The organism is Undibacterium sp. KW1 (genome assembly GCF_009937955.1).
In the GTDB taxonomy this organism is placed as follows: Bacteria; Pseudomonadota; Gammaproteobacteria; order Burkholderiales; family Burkholderiaceae_D; genus Undibacterium.
The window spans coordinates 6,521,473-6,537,855 of record NZ_AP018439.1 but is presented as its reverse complement, the minus strand read 5'-3'; the positions used below and the strand labels follow the sequence as shown (position 1 = coordinate 6,537,855).

Annotated in this window: 11 protein-coding genes; 8 read left to right on the top strand and 3 right to left on the bottom strand. The window is 50.8% G+C overall.

What is annotated here, in order from left to right; genetic code table 11:
• Positions 1-11 precede the first annotated feature (11 nt).
• Positions 12-1,427, top strand: a complete 1,416-nt coding sequence (locus UNDKW_RS29470; RefSeq protein ID WP_162061680.1) for a metallophosphoesterase — start codon at positions 12-14, stop codon at positions 1,425-1,427.
• Between the two features lie 59 nt (positions 1,428-1,486).
• Here the strand turns inward: UNDKW_RS29470 and UNDKW_RS29465 are convergent, their stop codons facing one another.
• Positions 1,487-3,730, bottom strand: a complete 2,244-nt coding sequence (locus UNDKW_RS29465) for an ATP-binding protein (protein WP_162061679.1) — start codon at positions 3,728-3,730, stop codon at positions 1,487-1,489.
• 43 nt (positions 3,731-3,773) lie between these two features.
• Entirely contained in the window at positions 3,774-5,516 is a 1,743-nt protein-coding gene (locus tag UNDKW_RS29460; RefSeq protein ID WP_162061678.1) for an ABC transporter substrate-binding protein, read from the bottom strand.
• 314 nt (positions 5,517-5,830) lie between these two features.
• On the opposite strand from UNDKW_RS29460, the gene UNDKW_RS29455 reads away from it, so the two are divergent.
• The 6 genes from UNDKW_RS29455 to UNDKW_RS31255 all read left to right on the top strand — a co-directional run bounded on the left by UNDKW_RS29455 (position 5,831) and on the right by UNDKW_RS31255 (position 14,929).
• Positions 5,831-8,047 carry a TonB-dependent receptor gene (locus UNDKW_RS29455; RefSeq protein ID WP_162061677.1) on the top strand — a complete coding sequence of 739 codons (2,217 nt, stop codon included), beginning with the start codon at positions 5,831-5,833 and terminating at the stop codon, positions 8,045-8,047.
• A 342-nt stretch (positions 8,048-8,389) separates the two neighbouring features.
• Positions 8,390-9,583, top strand: coding sequence for a porin (locus UNDKW_RS29450; protein WP_162061676.1), 1,194 nt, complete (start codon positions 8,390-8,392; stop codon positions 9,581-9,583).
• A 14-nt stretch (positions 9,584-9,597) separates the two neighbouring features.
• On the top strand, positions 9,598-10,011 hold the full coding sequence (locus tag UNDKW_RS29445; protein ID WP_162061675.1) for a hypothetical protein: 414 nt from the start codon (positions 9,598-9,600) through the stop codon (positions 10,009-10,011).
• A gap of 215 nt (positions 10,012-10,226) precedes the next feature.
• The gene (locus tag UNDKW_RS29440; protein ID WP_162061674.1) at positions 10,227-11,942 is read left to right on the top strand and encodes a methyl-accepting chemotaxis protein; all 1,716 of its coding nucleotides are present in this window, start codon (positions 10,227-10,229) and stop codon (positions 11,940-11,942) included.
• 69 nt (positions 11,943-12,011) lie between these two features.
• Entirely contained in the window at positions 12,012-13,769 is a 1,758-nt protein-coding gene (locus UNDKW_RS30915; protein WP_162061673.1) for a methyl-accepting chemotaxis protein, read from the top strand.
• Positions 13,770-14,141: 372 nt separating this feature from the next.
• A protein-coding gene (locus tag UNDKW_RS31255) for an IS5 family transposase (RefSeq protein WP_370529065.1) occupies positions 14,142-14,929 on the top strand; the annotation gives its coding sequence in 2 pieces (ribosomal slippage) (positions 14,142-14,493 and positions 14,493-14,929; 789 coding nt in all).
• A 107-nt stretch (positions 14,930-15,036) separates the two neighbouring features.
• On the opposite strand, the gene UNDKW_RS29425 is transcribed toward UNDKW_RS31255, so the two are convergent.
• Complete coding sequence (locus tag UNDKW_RS29425) at positions 15,037-15,267, bottom strand: hypothetical protein (RefSeq protein ID WP_174247622.1); 231 nt, start codon at positions 15,265-15,267, stop codon at positions 15,037-15,039.
• Positions 15,268-15,782: 515 nt separating this feature from the next.
• On the opposite strand from UNDKW_RS29425, the gene UNDKW_RS29420 reads away from it, so the two are divergent.
• A complete protein-coding gene (locus tag UNDKW_RS29420; protein ID WP_162061672.1) occupies positions 15,783-16,337 on the top strand; it encodes a lipocalin family protein in 555 nt (184 codons plus the stop codon).
• Positions 16,338-16,383: the final 46 nt, after the last annotated feature.

Here is a 16,383-nt window from a genome sequence, read left to right as displayed (position 1 = left end):
TGGAGAACAATATGCACACACATAGCTTGCCAGGACGACGACTATTCGCTATCGCTGCCATCAGCAGCTTGCTGGCGGCCTGTAGCAGCCTGCCTACGCAACACGATGCAAAAATACAGGCTGCCTGGGTAGTATTGGGTGAAAATGGCCAGGCGATTGCCCGCGCTGTCACGACCGACAATATCTGTCCTGCCCTGGTGCAGGATGGCAATCTGGTTGCGATGAACCACAGGGCTGCGGCAAATACCCTGCCTTTGCGCAAGACAGCCAGCAAACCGGAAGACAGCAAGCCTTCCGATTTCCCTGTGCTGACTTGTGAAGCACCCTTGCTGCCTGCGACCAAAACAGCCAGCGTAGGCGGACGGGATTTACCGATACCAAAACCGGTCGCACAAAAAATCATCGTCATTGGCGATACCGGTTGCCGTTTGAAAGTGGCTGACAATTACTTCCAGTCATGCAATGACAGCGAGAAATGGGCTTTCCGTGAAATGGTGGAAACCGCAGCGCGCTTCAAGCCTGACCTGGTTGTGCATGTCGGTGATTACCATTACCGTGAAAATGCCTGCCCTGAGGGTAATAAGGAATGTGCAGGCAGCCCATGGGGTTATGGCTGGGATACCTGGCAGGCAGATTTCTTCACGCCTGCGCAAGCTTTGCTGAAGGTTGCACCGTGGGTCGTTGTGCGCGGCAATCATGAAACATGTGTCCGTGCAGGCCAGGGCTGGTGGCGTCTGATGGACCCGCGCCCTTTGAAGAGAGGACGTGACTGTGTCGATGAAGCAAATGATATACGTGGCGACTATAGCGACCCTTATGCCGTACCGCTGGGGCGTATAGGCAGCGAGCAGGCGCAACTGATCATCTTTGATTCAGCCAAAGTACCTATCAAACCACTTGCAAAAACCGATGCTGCCTATTCTTTATATATGGAGCAGTTCAAGACCGTCAACAAGCTGGCAGAAAGTGCAGACTTCAATATCTTCATCGACCACCACCCAGTGCTGGCCTTTGCTGCTGAACGTAAAAAAGACGGGCCGCTGAATATCTTCCCTGGCAATCTCGCCATGCAAGACATCATGCAAACCCTGAATACCACACGCCTGTTCCCTTCCAAAGTACAGGCGACCTTGTCCGGTCATGTGCATCTGTTTGAAGCGCTGACTTTCAGTACTGATCATCCTGTGCAATTTGTTTCAGGGAATGGTGGCTCTTCGCTTGATACGCCGCTGCCTGTGCCACTGGCAGCCAATTCCACACCGTATACCGAGGCAAAACTGGATTACTTCAGCAATTCGAATGAAGTCGGCTTCATGACCATGGAGCGTGAACAGCAAAGCTGGAAAGTCCAGGCCTGGAACAAGCAGGGCAAGCTGATTACTGAGTGCCGCATGCAGGGCAATAAGACGGAGTGCAGCAACAAGTAAATCTGGGTTATCGCTTTTTTAATACTACCCCAGTCCCTGTCTCAAGATCAGGATCAGGATCAGGGCTGGGGCTTGGTTTTTTCTTCCGCTACCGGCGCAATTAAAGGCACGATGACAGTAAAACAGCTGCCCTCGCCAGCTTCACTGTGCACCTGGATTTTCCCACCGAGTATCTTGCTCACCAGGTTATAGACTATATTCATGCCCAGGCCAGAACCACCCTGGCCTAACTTGGTGGTAAAGAAGGGATCAAAGACTTTCGTCAAATGCTCTTGCGCGATCCCGCTGCCATTGTCCCTGAATTCAAGTTTGACATGATCCTGGTCCAGCAGGCTGGTACTCAGGCACATCATGCCGCTGCTGCGTCCTTCAAAACCGTGCCGGATGGAATTGGTCAGGAAATTTCCTATGATTTGTCCCAGCGCGCCAGGATAACTATCCATACGTATATCTGCCTGCAAATCGGTTTGCATTGCAAAGCCGGTCTTGGCATACAGGGATGAATTGGTCAGCAGGATTTCTTCCACTACCTGCCTCAAGTCAAATTGCCTGCGCATATCGCTGGACTGATCGACCGCCACATGCTTGAAGCTGCGTATCAGTTCAGAAGCACGCTGCAGAGAGCGCATCAAGACATCAGCACCAAAAATGGTGCTCTCCAGGAAAGCGTTAAAGGCACTGCGTTTGATTGCCCCTTGCTGCAATTCGCCCTGAAATACCCTGGCCTGGTCTTGCAGGGTACTGGCAACGGTCACGCTATTGCCTATCGGGGTATTGAGTTCATGCGCCACACCCGCCACCAGCGAACCCAGCGAGGCCAGTTTTTCCTGGCGTATCAATTCACCTTGCATGAGTTGCAGCGAATTCAGGGCTTCTGCCAGTTCTGCATTCGAGCGCTCAAGGTTCTCTGTACGCCTGGCAACCCGGTCTTCGAGCGAGGCATTCAGGTTCAGCAAGTCCTGCTCTGCGGCGAGCTGGCGTGTCACATCCTGCGGGGTGACGATGTAACGAGCTTCACCATCCGCCATATAAGTGCGCGAGGACAGCAGGCAAACCCTGATGCTGCCGTCAGCATGCCTGAGTCTCGCCTGAAAATGATCTATCTGCGGTTCAGTGCGCAAGAGTGAGACAAAGCTGCGTAACTCTTCTTTATCTACCCAAAAATATTTCAGGTACTGTTCTTCAGGACCGACGATGTCTTCTTGACGGTAGCCAAATAATCGTATCCAGGCATCATTGACAGCATCGATTTTCCGGGTGTGCAGATTGACCAGGGAAATCGCCAGTGGCGAACGTTCAAAAATTTCAGAAAATTTATATTCGGCATTTCTGAGGGTCGCTTCAGACACCCGCAATTTATGGAATTGTCTGGCCAGCATGGCCATGACACCGAGCAGTAGCAAGACCACCACCGCAGTAAAGATGGCCCTGGTTTGCAGGCGCTGGTGCCAGGGGGCGAGTATACTTTCAAGATCACGCCCATATACGACGCTGAGCGGGAAACCGCTGACCTTGCGATACGCATACAGACGCTCAAACTCATCATCAAGCCATTCAGGGTCAGTGAAACTGCCTTCCTTGTCCTGGCTGGCCAGCCTGTGTGTCGCAGGCTCCTTGCTGATATCGCGGTTCACATAGCGCGCCTCAAACGGGGAGCGAACGATGATAAAACCAGCATTGGCAATCAGGGCCAGCATCGCATTATTCTCTTTTGCCACATTCGCATACAGCTCGGCAAAGTAAGCGATGCGCAGGTCAGTGCTGATCATTGCCACCTGCTTACCCTTCTTATCAAACACATTGCGCGCGATAGGCAAGACCAGCTGGCTGTCGTAGCGGCTTTCATACGGGCTACCGATGACGACCTCTTTATATTCAGGATGTTGCATGAGGAAATGAATATCATCCCTGTCAGCAACTGACATTTGATGCGATGGAAAATCAGGCGAGCTGACCCAGCTATTACCAGCCAGGTCTATGTAGCGCAAAGCCTTGATATAGCGGTAATCCTGGGCATCATAATTATTGATGAAATGCTGGATATCAACACCAACGTCCGTGAAAGAGGCAGCGGCAATGGCAGCAGTATCAATTTTTTGCACGCCATCCTGCATGGTCTGGGCCACATGTTCTTCAAGCAGGCGCACGGCTACATGGGCATTGCTGCGCTCTGCTTCCAGCGTCAATTCCCTATCTTGCCGGGCACTCCAGTATGACTGCGCCAGGATGGCCGACACGATCAGTATCGTAACGGTAATCAGGCTCAGATTTTTACGCAGGAACACAGCTTCCCTTTCTTTCATTACTCCATCCATCACCAGCCTGACCGATGTGATTTAAGGCATATTATTTAACACGGCCCTCGCGCCAGGCTTGCAATAACTTGTCGTAGGCAATGGTTTCGCCTTTGGGTTTTTCCACCGCCAGTTTTTTCCATGGTGCGCCCTTGTCGGTCAGGTACTTTGCTGTATCACGCACGGGATTCAGTTTTGGCGGGCAATTCTTCATACCCTTGCTTTGCAGTTCCGCCATGACCTGGTCTATCTGTACGGCCAGTTTGTCGAGCGCTATTTGTGGGCTGATCTCGCCTTGCACTACGGGGGCGATATTGCTCCACCACAGGCTTGCCAGTTTTGGGTAATCCGGCACATTATTCCCGGTTGGTGTCCATGCCACCCTGGCCGGGCTGCGGTAGAACTCGATCAGGCCGCCGTAACGATAGGCATTTTTTGTGAAGTACTCATGACGTATGTCGGATTCACGTATGAAGGTCAGGCCGACGATGGATTTTTTCAGCGACACGCTTTTTGAAGTGACGAATTGCGCATACAGCCAGGCAGCGGCCTTGCGTTGTTCTGGTGTGGATTTGAAGAAGGTCCATGAACCCACATCCTGGTAACCATTTTGCATGCCGGTTTTCCAGTAGGCACCATGCGGAGATGGCGCCATGCGCCATTTGGGGCTGCCGTCAGCATTCATGACCGGCAAGTCAGGCTTGATCATGGCGGCAGTGAAAGCGGTGTACCAGAATATTTGCTGGGCAATCTGCCCCTGCGCCGGCACTGGCCCGGCCTCGCTGAAATTCAATTGCCTGGCTTGCGGCGGCGCATATTTATTCAGCCATTCCAGGTATTTGCTGAGTGCATACACTGCCGCTGGTGAATTGGTGGCACCACCTCTGGCAACACTGGCACCTACTGCCGTGCATTTGTCACTGGCGACACGTATACCCCATTCATCGACCGGCAAACCATTTGGTATGCCACGGTCTGCCGCGCCTGCCATCGACAACCAGGCATCGGTATACCTCCAGCCCAGCGAAGGGTCGCGCTTGCCATAGTCCATGTGACCGTAGATAGCTTTGCCGTCTATGGTTTTGACATCCTTGCTGAAGAATTCTGCGATGTCTTCATAGGCCGACCAGTTTTGCGGTACGCCGAGTTCATAGCCATACTTTTGCCGGAATTGCTCTTGCAAGTCCTTGCGGGCAAACAGGTCAGCCCGGAACCAGTAGAGATTGGCAAATTGCTGGTCTGGCAGTTGGTAGAGTTTGCCATTGGGTGCAGTCGTAAAACTGGTACCGATGAAGTCCTTGATGTCGAGGCCGGGGTTGGTGTATTCCCTGCCTTGACCCTTCATATAATCCGACAAGGGCTCGATGACCCCGTAGCGGTAATGCGTGCCTATCAGGTCAGAGTCGGAGATCCAGCCATCGTAGCTGCTCTTGTCGGCATAGATTGCTTTTTGCAGACGCTCAACCAGCTCACCCTCAGGCATGGTTTCATGAATGACCTTGATGCCGGTAATCTCGAAAAAGGCTTTTGCCAGCACGGTGGATTCATAGGCATGGGTATCAATGATTTCAGACGCCACCCTGATCTCGCTGACACCGGCCCGCTTCAGTTTGTCCGCCGCTGCAATGAACCAGCGCATCTCGTCCATCTGCTGGGTAGCAGACAAGGTGGATATCCTGAATTCTTCGCGCAGCCATTTTTCGGCAGCCAGTTGATCGGCATGTGCATGCAGGCATGGCAGCACAAGCACCAGCGACATTGCCAGCACGGTGCCTGATTTCCTGATTGCAGCCATTCATGGACTCCGTCTTATGGGAAATAGTCTAAATTGTTTGCCAATAGTGCAATTAATGCTACCAGAACGCAGATCAATTGATTATAAGAAGGAAGTGCCCTTCAAGAAAATTTATATATATTTCTTACAGATGAGGACGATACAACGATCCACCTGGCATAAGCCGGGATTTACAATGAGTTCAAGATTTTTAACTTTTGCAAACAGAGCCTGTTGCTGCGTCATCAAACAGTCACGCTATTTACACCGTCCGGTCACATGCACTTCCTACACTTGCGGGTTTTCTACCCACCAAGTTCATTGGAAGGCAAATAATGACACGCAAGCAAGTTCAATTTTCCATGCATATCATGACGGCGCAGGTGTTGCTCGCCATCGCATGCATGACACAGCAGCACGTCATGGCGCAAGCCATTGCTGCTCCTGAAACTGTTCAAGAATCCCCATCCGCGCTGGATGCGGATGCCATCAAATCGCGTGTTGTCATCAGTGGCTCTTCAATAGGTAACCGGGCACCAGTACAAACGTCGTTGAAAGCGACTCAGCCACAGTCCGTGATCACGGCGACCTTCATAGAACAATCAGTGACGCCACTGGCAGATTTTAATGCGGTGGCACGCATCGCCCCCAGCGTCGGTGCCGGTGTCTCACCGAATGGGCCGGGCCTGGCAGAAACCAAGGTGACACTGCGTGGCTTTCAGGATGGTGAATATAACATCACCTATGATGGCATTCCTTTTGGCGACACCAATAATCCTACTCATCATTCCACATCGTATTTCCCGGCACGCATCATCGGTGGCATGGTCATAGAACGTGGCCCTGGCAATGCCAGCAATCTGGGGCAGGCGACATTTGGTGGCTCGGTCAATCTGTTTTCCAAAGAGTTGTCGCAGGATTTTCATTTCTCGCCTTATGCCACATTTGGTTCCTGGAATACCAGGATGACTGGCGTGCAAATCGACAGCGGCACCAGCTCGTATTTTGGCGATACCCGTTTCATGTTCAATGGTTCGCGCCTGACGACAGATGGCTATCTGACTTATAGCGGCGTGACCGAAGACAATTACCAGTTCAAACTGCAACGCAGCCTGGGCAAGGACACCACGCTGACCGTGTTCTCGACCTTCAACAAAATCACCAGCTATGCAGCCGACAAAGGTGGCGTGACCTTGAACCAGGTAGCGCAGTTCGGCAAAAACTATGCACTCAATAATGATCCCAAGAGCCAGAATTATTACGGCTACAACTTCAATAATAAAAACACGGATTTTGACTACATACGCCTGCAGTCAAAACTGGCTGGCTGGGGAATCGATAATACCCTCTACACCTACTCCTATACCAATGACACTTACTCTGGCCAGGACGCCAGTGGCGCGACTGCGAATGGCACCAAGGCTGGTGTAACAGGTAATCTGAATGTCCCGGGTTATAACAAGCTCAATGCCTACCGCGTGAATGGCGATATCCTGAAGGCGAGCAATCAATTTGATGCTGGCTTGCTGCGTCTTGGCATATGGATGGAAAATGCCAGCACCAACCGCCATACCTATGACTTTGACTGGACCCTGGGTGTCGCCAACCCGAAAGAATCGACTGCACCCAAGAATGTCGCCTATGAGCAAGGCTCGAACTGGAGGCAATATCAGCCCTTCGTCGAATTTGAATGGGCCGCGATGCCAGACCTGACAATTACCCCAGGTTTGAAATATGTCAGCTTCCAGCGCTCACTCGATGCCAAGGTCAACCAGACCACCCGCATCCCGACCGTTACAGAGCAAACCTATACAACGACCTTGCCTTTCCTGACTGCCAACTACAGCATCAACAAGGAATGGTCTGCCTATACGCAAATCGCCCGCGGCTTTCTGGTGCCTGACTTGTCCATGTTCTATGTCAACACGCCCAGCCTGAGCGCACCAAAGCCACAGACATCGACCAATTATCAGTTGGGCATGGTTCATCAATCCCGCGATTTGACGCTGGATGCCGATGTGTATTACATAGACTTCAACAACAAGATTGCATCCACTGGCACAGGCAATGATGTCGTGTATTACAACCAGGGTGGTGTCATCTACAAGGGGATAGAAGCTGCGGCGACTTACTATCTCGGTAGCGGTTTCTCAGTGCATGCGAATGCTTCCCTGAATAGTGCCAAGACAAAAGACACAGGCTTGCAGGTTGCCAAGGCACCAGAATCTACCTCTGCTTTTGGTTTGCTGTACAAGGCCAACGGCTTGCATGCTTCACTGATCGCAAAAACCACGGGCCAGCAATATGCAAAAGATGGCGAACCGTCAGCCTACAAAATAGCGGCTTATACAACTACGGATTTCACTATCGGTTATCGCTACAAGACCGATGGGCTGATGCTCAAAAATGTGAAGGCGCAGTTTGGCATCAATAATCTGTTCGACAAACAGGATGCCACATCCATTTCCGCAAATAGCAAGGGTGCAGCATTTGATCAATATACTTTTGTACCAGCACGCAGCTGGAATTTTTCAGTGACGGCTGATTTTTAAACTAATTTGCGTGCACTGATTTGGTGATGGCAGGCCGTTTTGACCTGCCATTTTTGCTTTTTAAGCATGCGTATTGTCGGCATTTCGCCACGGAAAGTGCAAGAAATGGTGAAATGACTTTTTGTAAGTCTGACCATCGCCTAATTTGAAAAGGCGGGCCTTTTGTTTATGTTTCCGTCAAGCATCTCCTAGTAGGCATCAAAAAATCACATAACAGATTACTATTTTTTTGCCAACCATCGAGTTGCCACTATGCAATTGTTTTGCGGATTTCCCTGAGGAAATAGTCTAAATCTGTCTGTTCAATAAAACTTACAATGAAGAAACTTTCAAGGAGATAGCATGAAATTGAAACCTTTTATCACTTTATTGGCGATGGCATCCGCTGTTTCAGCCGCCTGGGCTGAGGACACATCGAACATCACCGTTAGCGGATTTGGTACGGCCGCACTGACACGCAGCAATACTTCTGACGCAGAGTTTGCCCGCCCAAATCAATTGGCTGGCGTCACCAGCGGCGCAAAAACCGGGGTGGATTCCAATCTTGGTTTGCAGGTCACGGCAAAAATGAATGACTGGCTGTCTTTTACGGGGCAGGGTCTGGTGCGTAAAAACGTTACGGACAATTTTGGTGCAGAACTGGCCTGGGCCTTTGCCAAAGCCAAGGTATCTGACAACCTGAACATACGCGTGGGCCGCGTCGGTCTGCCTGTGTATATGATTTCTGACTACCGTAATGTAGGCTATGCCAACACCATGTTGCGCCCGCCAGTAGAAATGTATACCCAGGTCACGCTGGAAAGCCTGGATGGTGCCGACGTGCTGTACCAGACCAATCTTGGTGATACTTCCGTGACTGCACAAGTTGCCTATGGTGTCACAGACTCGGACAACCGCGGTGGCTTCACAGCGAAATTTAAAAAGGTATCGAGCATCAATATCGTTGCTGAAAACGGTCCTTTCACTTTCCGTTTTGGCCGTGTCGATGCGAATGTCACTGTCGATAATTCCACTAACCTGAACACCCTGGTTTCTGGCCTGACGAAGTTTGGTTTTGCCTCTGGGGCAAATGCAATTGCAGTGAATGACACCAAGGCTTCTTTCACTTCCGTCGGTCTCGGTGTGGATTGGAAGAGCATGGTAGTGCAGGCAGAATATGGCAAGCGTAAATCTGCCAGCCTGTCTATTGCTGACACCACTTCCTGGTACACCATGTTTGGCTACCGCATGGGTGCCTTCCTTCCCTATGTAGTCCATGCATCGGCCACCCAGGACAGCCCACGCACTGTCGCTGGCTTGCCAACAGCTGGCCCGCTGCTGCCTTATACGCTGGGAGCCAATGCTTTGGCGTCAGCATCTCCTATACAAAGCAGCAACAGCATAGGTGTACGCTGGGATTTCCATAAATCTGCCGCACTGAAATTGCAGCTCGACAGGATGTCACCCGACAATGGCCCAGGGGTATTCATCAATGCCAAGCCGGGTTTCAAAGGTCCAGTGACCGTGTTTGCAGCAGCAGTTGATTTTGTATTCTGATGGGGGGAGGCGCGATGAATAAGCTATTGATACAGTTTTTGTTGGCCGCCACTGTCATGACTGGCACTGCAATGGTGCAAGCAGCCGAGCTGGTAGTGATCGTGAATACTGCCAACCCGGCAACGGCAATGACAGCCACCCAGGCTTCGCAGTTTTTCCTTGGCAAGTCGGCCATGTTTACTCCTGTCGATTTGCCAGACAACTCACCGATACGTGCAGAGTTCTACAAGAAAGTCGCCGACAAGGACTTGTCTGAAGTAAAGACCATCTGGTCCAAGCTGGTGTTCACCGGCAAAGGTACAGCACCGAAGGAATTGCACAATAGTGCAGAAGTAAAAAAAGCCGTGGCTGCCAATCCTACCGGCATAGGCTATATAGAAAAATCAGCGGTGGATGCCACGGTCAAGGTTGTCACTTTCTTGCCCTGACCAATCAGTCGGCCAATTATCAAAAAGAAAGCTGCTGGTCAGCTTTCTTTTTTTTTGCCACGCTTTTCTCACCTGTCCTGCTGATTAGTAATAAGAAATTTGCATTTTGCAACACTTCCTTCTACAACTAGATATATAGTTATAGCATCCCCTGCCTCTGTTCCTGATTTCCTGACCTTAGCAATTTTGTTGTTCTTTTCTGTAAAGGACTCACCATGAAATTGTTTTACGACCTGAGGATTTCTGCCAAGCTGTTCGTTGGCTTTATGCTGCTGCTGATACTCACCGTTTTTCTTGGCGGCTTTTCAGTCTTTCAATTGTCGCGGGTAAATGGTACTGCACTGGAACTGGGCACCAACTGGATGCCCAGCGTGAACGCCGCCATGGGCATGAAGGAAAGAATTTCACGCCTGCGCACGCAGGAAATGCAAATAGTGTTATCAGCAGGTGATGAAGCGAATTTGAAGAAATACGAAAAACGCTGGAATGATTATGTTGCCGAGCTCAAGAAGTATGAAGCAGACTACGTCAAACTGATCAGCACGGAGGACGAAAAAAAGTTCTTTGCCGACTACAGCAAACTGTGGGATCGCTATGTAGTAGAGGCAAAAAAGCTGACCGCCCAGGCCAATGCAGGCAATATGGAAGAAGCGCGCACCACCTTGCGCGGCGAGTCGTCAAAACTGAATGCCGAGATACTGGCGCTAGCCGACAAGATGGTGCGGGTAAACGCCGATGGCGGTATCGCTGAATACCGTATGGGCGAACAGATCTATGCCAACTCCCGAGCCTTGATAATCGGCCTCATCGTGGTGACCATTGCACTTGGCCTGTTACTGGCCTCCTGGATAGCCAGGGTGGTGGCAAGACCCTTGCAGGAAGCAGTCAAGGTCGCCAAGACGGTGGCCTCTGGCGACCTGACCAGCGATATTCAGGTCAAGACCAGGGACGAAACCGGGGAACTCCTGCAAGCCCTGAAAGAAATGAATGCCAGCCTCTTGTCGGTAGTCAGCGAAGTGCGCACCGGTACAGACCTGATCGCCACCGCTTCGACAGAAATTGCGAATGGCAATATGGATTTGTCAGCCCGCACAGAAAGCCAGGCCGGTTCTCTCGAAGAAACGGCATCTTCCATGGAAGAACTGACTTCTACCGTCAAGCATAACAGTGATAATGCGCGCCAGGCCAATCAGTTGTCGCATTCGGCTTCTGCCGTTGCGCAAAAAGGCGGTAGTGTGGTATCACAAGTAGTGGATACCATGGGTTCCATCAGCGAATCGTCTAAAAAAATTGTCGATATCATCGCTGTCATTGATGGCATCGCCTTCCAGACCAATATCCTGGCGCTGAACGCAGCGGTAGAGGCTGCACGGGCTGGCGAACAGGGGCGCGGCTTTGCCGTGGTGGCATCAGAAGTGCGCAACCTCGCGCAGCGCTCTGCCAGTGCCGCAAAAGAAATCAAGACTCTCATCAATGACTCAGTCGAAAAGGTCGGTCTCGGTACACGCCTGGTCGATGAAGCAGGTATCACCATGAAAGAAGTGGTCGATAGCGTCAAGCGTGTCAGTGACATCATCAGCGAAATCACGGCAGCCGGTGCCGAACAAAGCTCAGGCATAGACCAGATCAATACCGCCATCATACAAATGGACCAGGTCACCCAGCAGAACGCCGCGCTGGTGGAAGAAGCCGCCGCAGCAGCGGGGGCTCTGCAAGAACAGGCAGCCAACCTGAGCCGCGTTGTTGCGGTGTTCAAACTCCATCACGTGCAGCCTGCAGCAGGTTTTCAAAAACAGGTAGCCGGGCCCGCAGTCAGAATATCTGCACAAGCCGATAAACCTGCAGCGAATACACGCAAACTGCCACCAGCAAAAGCAGTATCCAAACAGCGAGAACCAGCCAAAACAGAGCAAGACTGGGAAGAATTCTGAGATGTCTGACCCGGCCCGTATTACTGACTTTTTTTCGACGTATTGTCGTCCCTTTTACCGGGAGTTGTGATGAAGATTTTTTATAACCTGAAAATTTCAGCCAAGCTGTTTGTTGGCTTTGGTTTGCTGTTGCTGCTGACGATATTCCTCGGCGTATTTTCGATTACCATGCTGGCCAAGGTGAACCAGAACGCCTACGAGCTGGGCACCAACTGGATGCCCAGCGTGAACGCCGCCATGGGTATCAAGGAAAGAGTATCGCGCATACGCTCACAGGAAGCACAACTGGTTTCCGCTGAAAATGCCGAAGAGGTCGAAAAATATATAGGCCGCACCAAAGAAGCTGTGAGCGGCCTCAAAGAGAACGAGGCCGAGTATTCACGTCTGATTTCTGATCCTGATGAAAAAAAGCAGTTTGAGGAATACAGCAAGTCTATGACCGAGTATTTGCAAATCTCGGACAAGATGGCGGCATTGGCAAAAGAGGGTAACAGCAAGGATGCCATGGCCTTGATGCGTGGAGACTCTTCCAAGCTCAATACCAAAGTCCGTGCTCTCGTCGATAAAATGGTCAAGACCAATGTCGAGGGTGGTGTTGATGCCTACAAGCGTGGTACGGAATCTTATGAGTCTTCACGCACCCTGATTATCATCGTGCTTGTCAGTAGTCTCGTCCTTGGCATATTGCTTGCGGTCGCGATTGCGCGCATTGTGTCACGGCCATTGCAAGACGCTGTCAGGGTCGCTCAGACCGTGGCTGCCGGCGACCTGACCAGCCATATCGAGTCGCACACCATTGATGAAACCGGTTTGTTATTGCAAGCGTTGAAAGAAATGAACCAGAGCCTGCTAAAGGTAGTCAGTGAAGTACGTCAGGGCACCGATGAAATTGCTTCGGCGACCAAAGAAATTGCCGAAGGTAATATGGACTTGTCCAACCGTACAGAAAACCAGGCCAGTTCACTCGAAGAAACCGCTTCTTCGATGGAAGAGATTACCTCTACCATCAAACACAATAGCGATAATGCACGCCAGGCCAATCAACTGTCCCATTCTGCATCTGCGGTGGCACAAAAAGGTGGCGATGTGGTGTCGCAGGTAGTTGATACCATGGGTTCCATCAATGAATCCTCGAAAAAAATCGTCGATATCATCGCCGTCATCGACGGGATTGCCTTCCAGACCAATATCCTCGCCCTGAACGCAGCGGTAGAAGCTGCTCGTGCCGGTGAACAAGGGCGCGGCTTTGCCGTAGTGGCATCAGAAGTGCGCAACCTCGCGCAGCGCTCGGCCAGTGCCGCCAAAGAGATCAAGGAACTCATCAACGATTCTGTCGATAAAGTAGGACAAGGTACCCGCCTGGTTGATCAGGCTGGTGAAACCATGAAAGAAGTCGTGGATAGTGTCAAACGCGTCAGTGACATCATCAGTGAAATTACCGCAGCGGGCACCGAGCAGAGCGCCGGTATAGAACAGATCAATGTTGCCGTTACCCAGATGGATCAGATGACGCAGCAAAATGCTGCCCTGGTAGAGCAGGCCGCAGCCGCTGCAGGTGCCTTGCAAGACCAGGCCGAAAACCTGAGCCGCATAGTCAGTGTCTTTAAACTTGACCAGAGCCACGTCATTGTACCCAAACCTGCTTCAAAACCGGTCGCAGTCGCCAGCGTTTCTGAAAAACCGCTGGTACGCAGGCTGTCCAAACCGACAGCTAAACCTGTCACCAAAACCACAAAACCAGTAGCCCCAGAAAAGAACCCGTGGCAACAGCGACCGATGGCTGGGAAGAGTTTTAAGCCTTCAATAAAAGTTCCTCAACAAACTTGAACTGAACCCAAAATTGGAGCACCAGATTTTGGAGTTCAGTTTATTTTTTACGGACTCAATTCAAGACCTGAGCTAGCACGAATAAACCTGCCGATAATTGCCTGCCTGCTGATATCACAAATACCTGCCTTACCACGCCGGAATGTCTGTTTTTTATACAAATGCTATCTCGCCAGCACTTAGCTTGCCCAAGACCAACAGACTGCCAGCATAATACCTGCTGAATAATTACCCACTGAATATTTACCCACTTCATGGCGGACAGGCTTATCTCCGCGACCTTATCCTGGGAGACAGCTCGTTGAAGCAGACTAGAACTCATTTCATAAATAGGGCCTGTTAACTTTTTTCGGATTATGTTAACCTTGGAGCATGACACGAAGAGAAGAATTAACCGAAGATCAATGGAGCGTATTAGCTCCCTTAATTCCAGAATCGACCAGGCGTAGTGATGGTCGTGGAAGGCCCGAAGTGCATGATAATCGTGCGGTGCTCAACGGGATTTTATGGATATTACGTACCGGAGCTTGTTGGGCTGATTTACCAGACCGATTCCCATCAGGCTCTACCTGCTTTCGTCGATTTAGCCGGTGGGTTAAAGATGGTGTATTGCGCAAGATATTGGAAACGCTGGCACGGCATCTGGAAGAAGTGGGGCAAATCGATTTATCCGAATGCTTTATAGACGGCACATTTGTGCTGGCAAAAAAAGGGGCCCAAAAGTGGGAAAGACCAAGCGGGGCAAGGGTACGAAGCTCATGGTTATTGCAGACGCTACTGGTCTTCCACTCGCCGTGCACACGTCTTCTGCTAGCCCACATGAAGTCACCCTTGTCGAAGCTACGCTCGATGAAACCATCACGGTGGGACGACCCAAACGACTTATTGGGGATCGCGCCTACGATAGTGATCCGCTCGATTGCCTCTTGGCAAAACAAGGTGTAGAACTGATCGCACCACACAAACGCAACCGCAAACGTGCAGTTACTCAGGATGGTCGCACTTTGCGTCGATACAAGCGTTGCTGGAAAGTCGAACGTCTGTTCGCATGGCCCAACAAATTCAAGCGTGTCCTCACTCCTTGGGATCGTTGTGCTGATCGATATACAAGCTTTGTACATTTGGCTCTTTCTATGAGCCTGCTTCGAAGGTATTTATGAAATGAGTTCTAGTAAAAATATAGACGACTCGCCTGCCTACATTGCCTCATAGCCGCATCGGAGAATTGCTACCGCATCACTGGATATCAACCGACTATTCTTTGCGATCACGGGAAACTCAAGTCCAAACCGAACGTCCTGGCAAGGACGAGGGTGAAGAGTCCCAGGCCCATGAGCGAGAACATGAAGATTGCGGCCACCTTGCCGCCCGCGCGTAGTACCGCATTCGTCGCCATTTTCTTCCCTTGGTCATAATGCCACTTGATGGCGAAGAACATGCCTATGGCGAGCACGAGGAGCTTGAATGTCAGCAGGACTATAGGAATCCAATCCATCATTTTGAGTATTTTCAGGTTGTTATTGGCACTATCTATGGTGTGGAGAGCACTACCGTAAAACACCGCTCCAGCAGCTTCGTTTTTTTAAACCATCCCCCCTCAGGCATCCAGCATAGTGATTTGCTGAATTCGGATGAGAAATAAGCAGACGTTCACAACTGTCACGCAATAATGGTGTTGCTGTGCGCCCTGATGCATACTACCTCAAAGCTGTTTCCCTACATGAGGACAAAATGTCTCAGTTGAAAAACATGCAATATGAAAATTTGCCAGTCTGGTTGCGGAGTTTGCATATTGAAGCGGCGCCATCACTGGACTGGCATATGAATTCCAGAGTGGTACCAGCCAGCGCATGCTGTTGCATGAGACATGGTAGATCATGACAGATGATCGCTGGTCAATGCCTGAACTTACCCAACGTCTGTGAGCGTCTTACAAATTAGCTGTATATTGGCATGTCCGGCAAGCGTCGCCGTCACTGAACTGCAATTGCCATGAAATCATTTGGAGTATTAATGAAGAAGAGAATCATCTGCGCGGTAATGTTTGCATTAAGCATTAGCGCGAATGCTGCCGACGCGCCGCAAGTTGCTGCCAAGCCGGTTGTGACGATAGCCGCACTGGATGTGCCGCGCTACATGGGTACCTGGTATGAAATAGCAAAGTTTGAAAATCGGTTCCAGAAGAATTGTACGGGCTTTACCTCGGCGACGTATTCAGCATTAGCGGACGACAAGGTACAGGTCACCAACCGTTGCCAGGGCAGTGGTGGTGAAGTCATCGAGGCTATAGGCGAGGCCAGGCAGGTGGGCAACTCAAGCTCACCGAAGTTGAAAGTGCGCTTTGCGCCAGCGTTTTTGTCTTTTCTGCCTATGGTGTGGGGTGATTATTGGGTCATAGATCTGGACCAGGATTATCAGTTGGTTGCCGTCAGCGAAGCCAAGCGCGAGTTCTTGTGGATATTGTCGCGCACGAAAAAAGTTGATAAGGAAAAGTACGATGCCCTGGTCGCACGGCTGGTGGCGCAAGGCTTTGATGTAAGCAAGCTGGTGCCCACTAAACAGGAGTAGCAGGCTTGCCTGCCAGTTTTTGCGCATGCCGGATAAAATAAACAGG

Bases quoted from the DNA above. Each gene is read 5' to 3' on its own strand.
- UNDKW_RS29470 (WP_162061680.1), top strand. From the start codon at position 12: ATGCACACACATAGCTTGCCAGGACGACGACTATTCGCTATCGCTGCC.
- UNDKW_RS29465 (WP_162061679.1), bottom strand. From the start codon at position 3,730: ATGAAAGAAAGGGAAGCTGTGTTCCTGCGTAAAAATCTGAGCCTGATT.
- UNDKW_RS29460 (WP_162061678.1), bottom strand. From the start codon at position 5,516: ATGGCTGCAATCAGGAAATCAGGCACCGTGCTGGCAATGTCGCTGGTG.
- UNDKW_RS29455 (WP_162061677.1), top strand. From the start codon at position 5,831: ATGACACGCAAGCAAGTTCAATTTTCCATGCATATCATGACGGCGCAG.
- UNDKW_RS29450 (WP_162061676.1), top strand. From the start codon at position 8,390: ATGAAATTGAAACCTTTTATCACTTTATTGGCGATGGCATCCGCTGTT.
- UNDKW_RS29445 (WP_162061675.1), top strand. From the start codon at position 9,598: ATGAATAAGCTATTGATACAGTTTTTGTTGGCCGCCACTGTCATGACT.
- UNDKW_RS29440 (WP_162061674.1), top strand. From the start codon at position 10,227: ATGAAATTGTTTTACGACCTGAGGATTTCTGCCAAGCTGTTCGTTGGC.
- UNDKW_RS30915 (WP_162061673.1), top strand. From the start codon at position 12,012: ATGAAGATTTTTTATAACCTGAAAATTTCAGCCAAGCTGTTTGTTGGC.
- UNDKW_RS29425 (WP_174247622.1), bottom strand. From the start codon at position 15,267: ATGATGGATTGGATTCCTATAGTCCTGCTGACATTCAAGCTCCTCGTG.
- UNDKW_RS29420 (WP_162061672.1), top strand. From the start codon at position 15,783: ATGAAGAAGAGAATCATCTGCGCGGTAATGTTTGCATTAAGCATTAGC.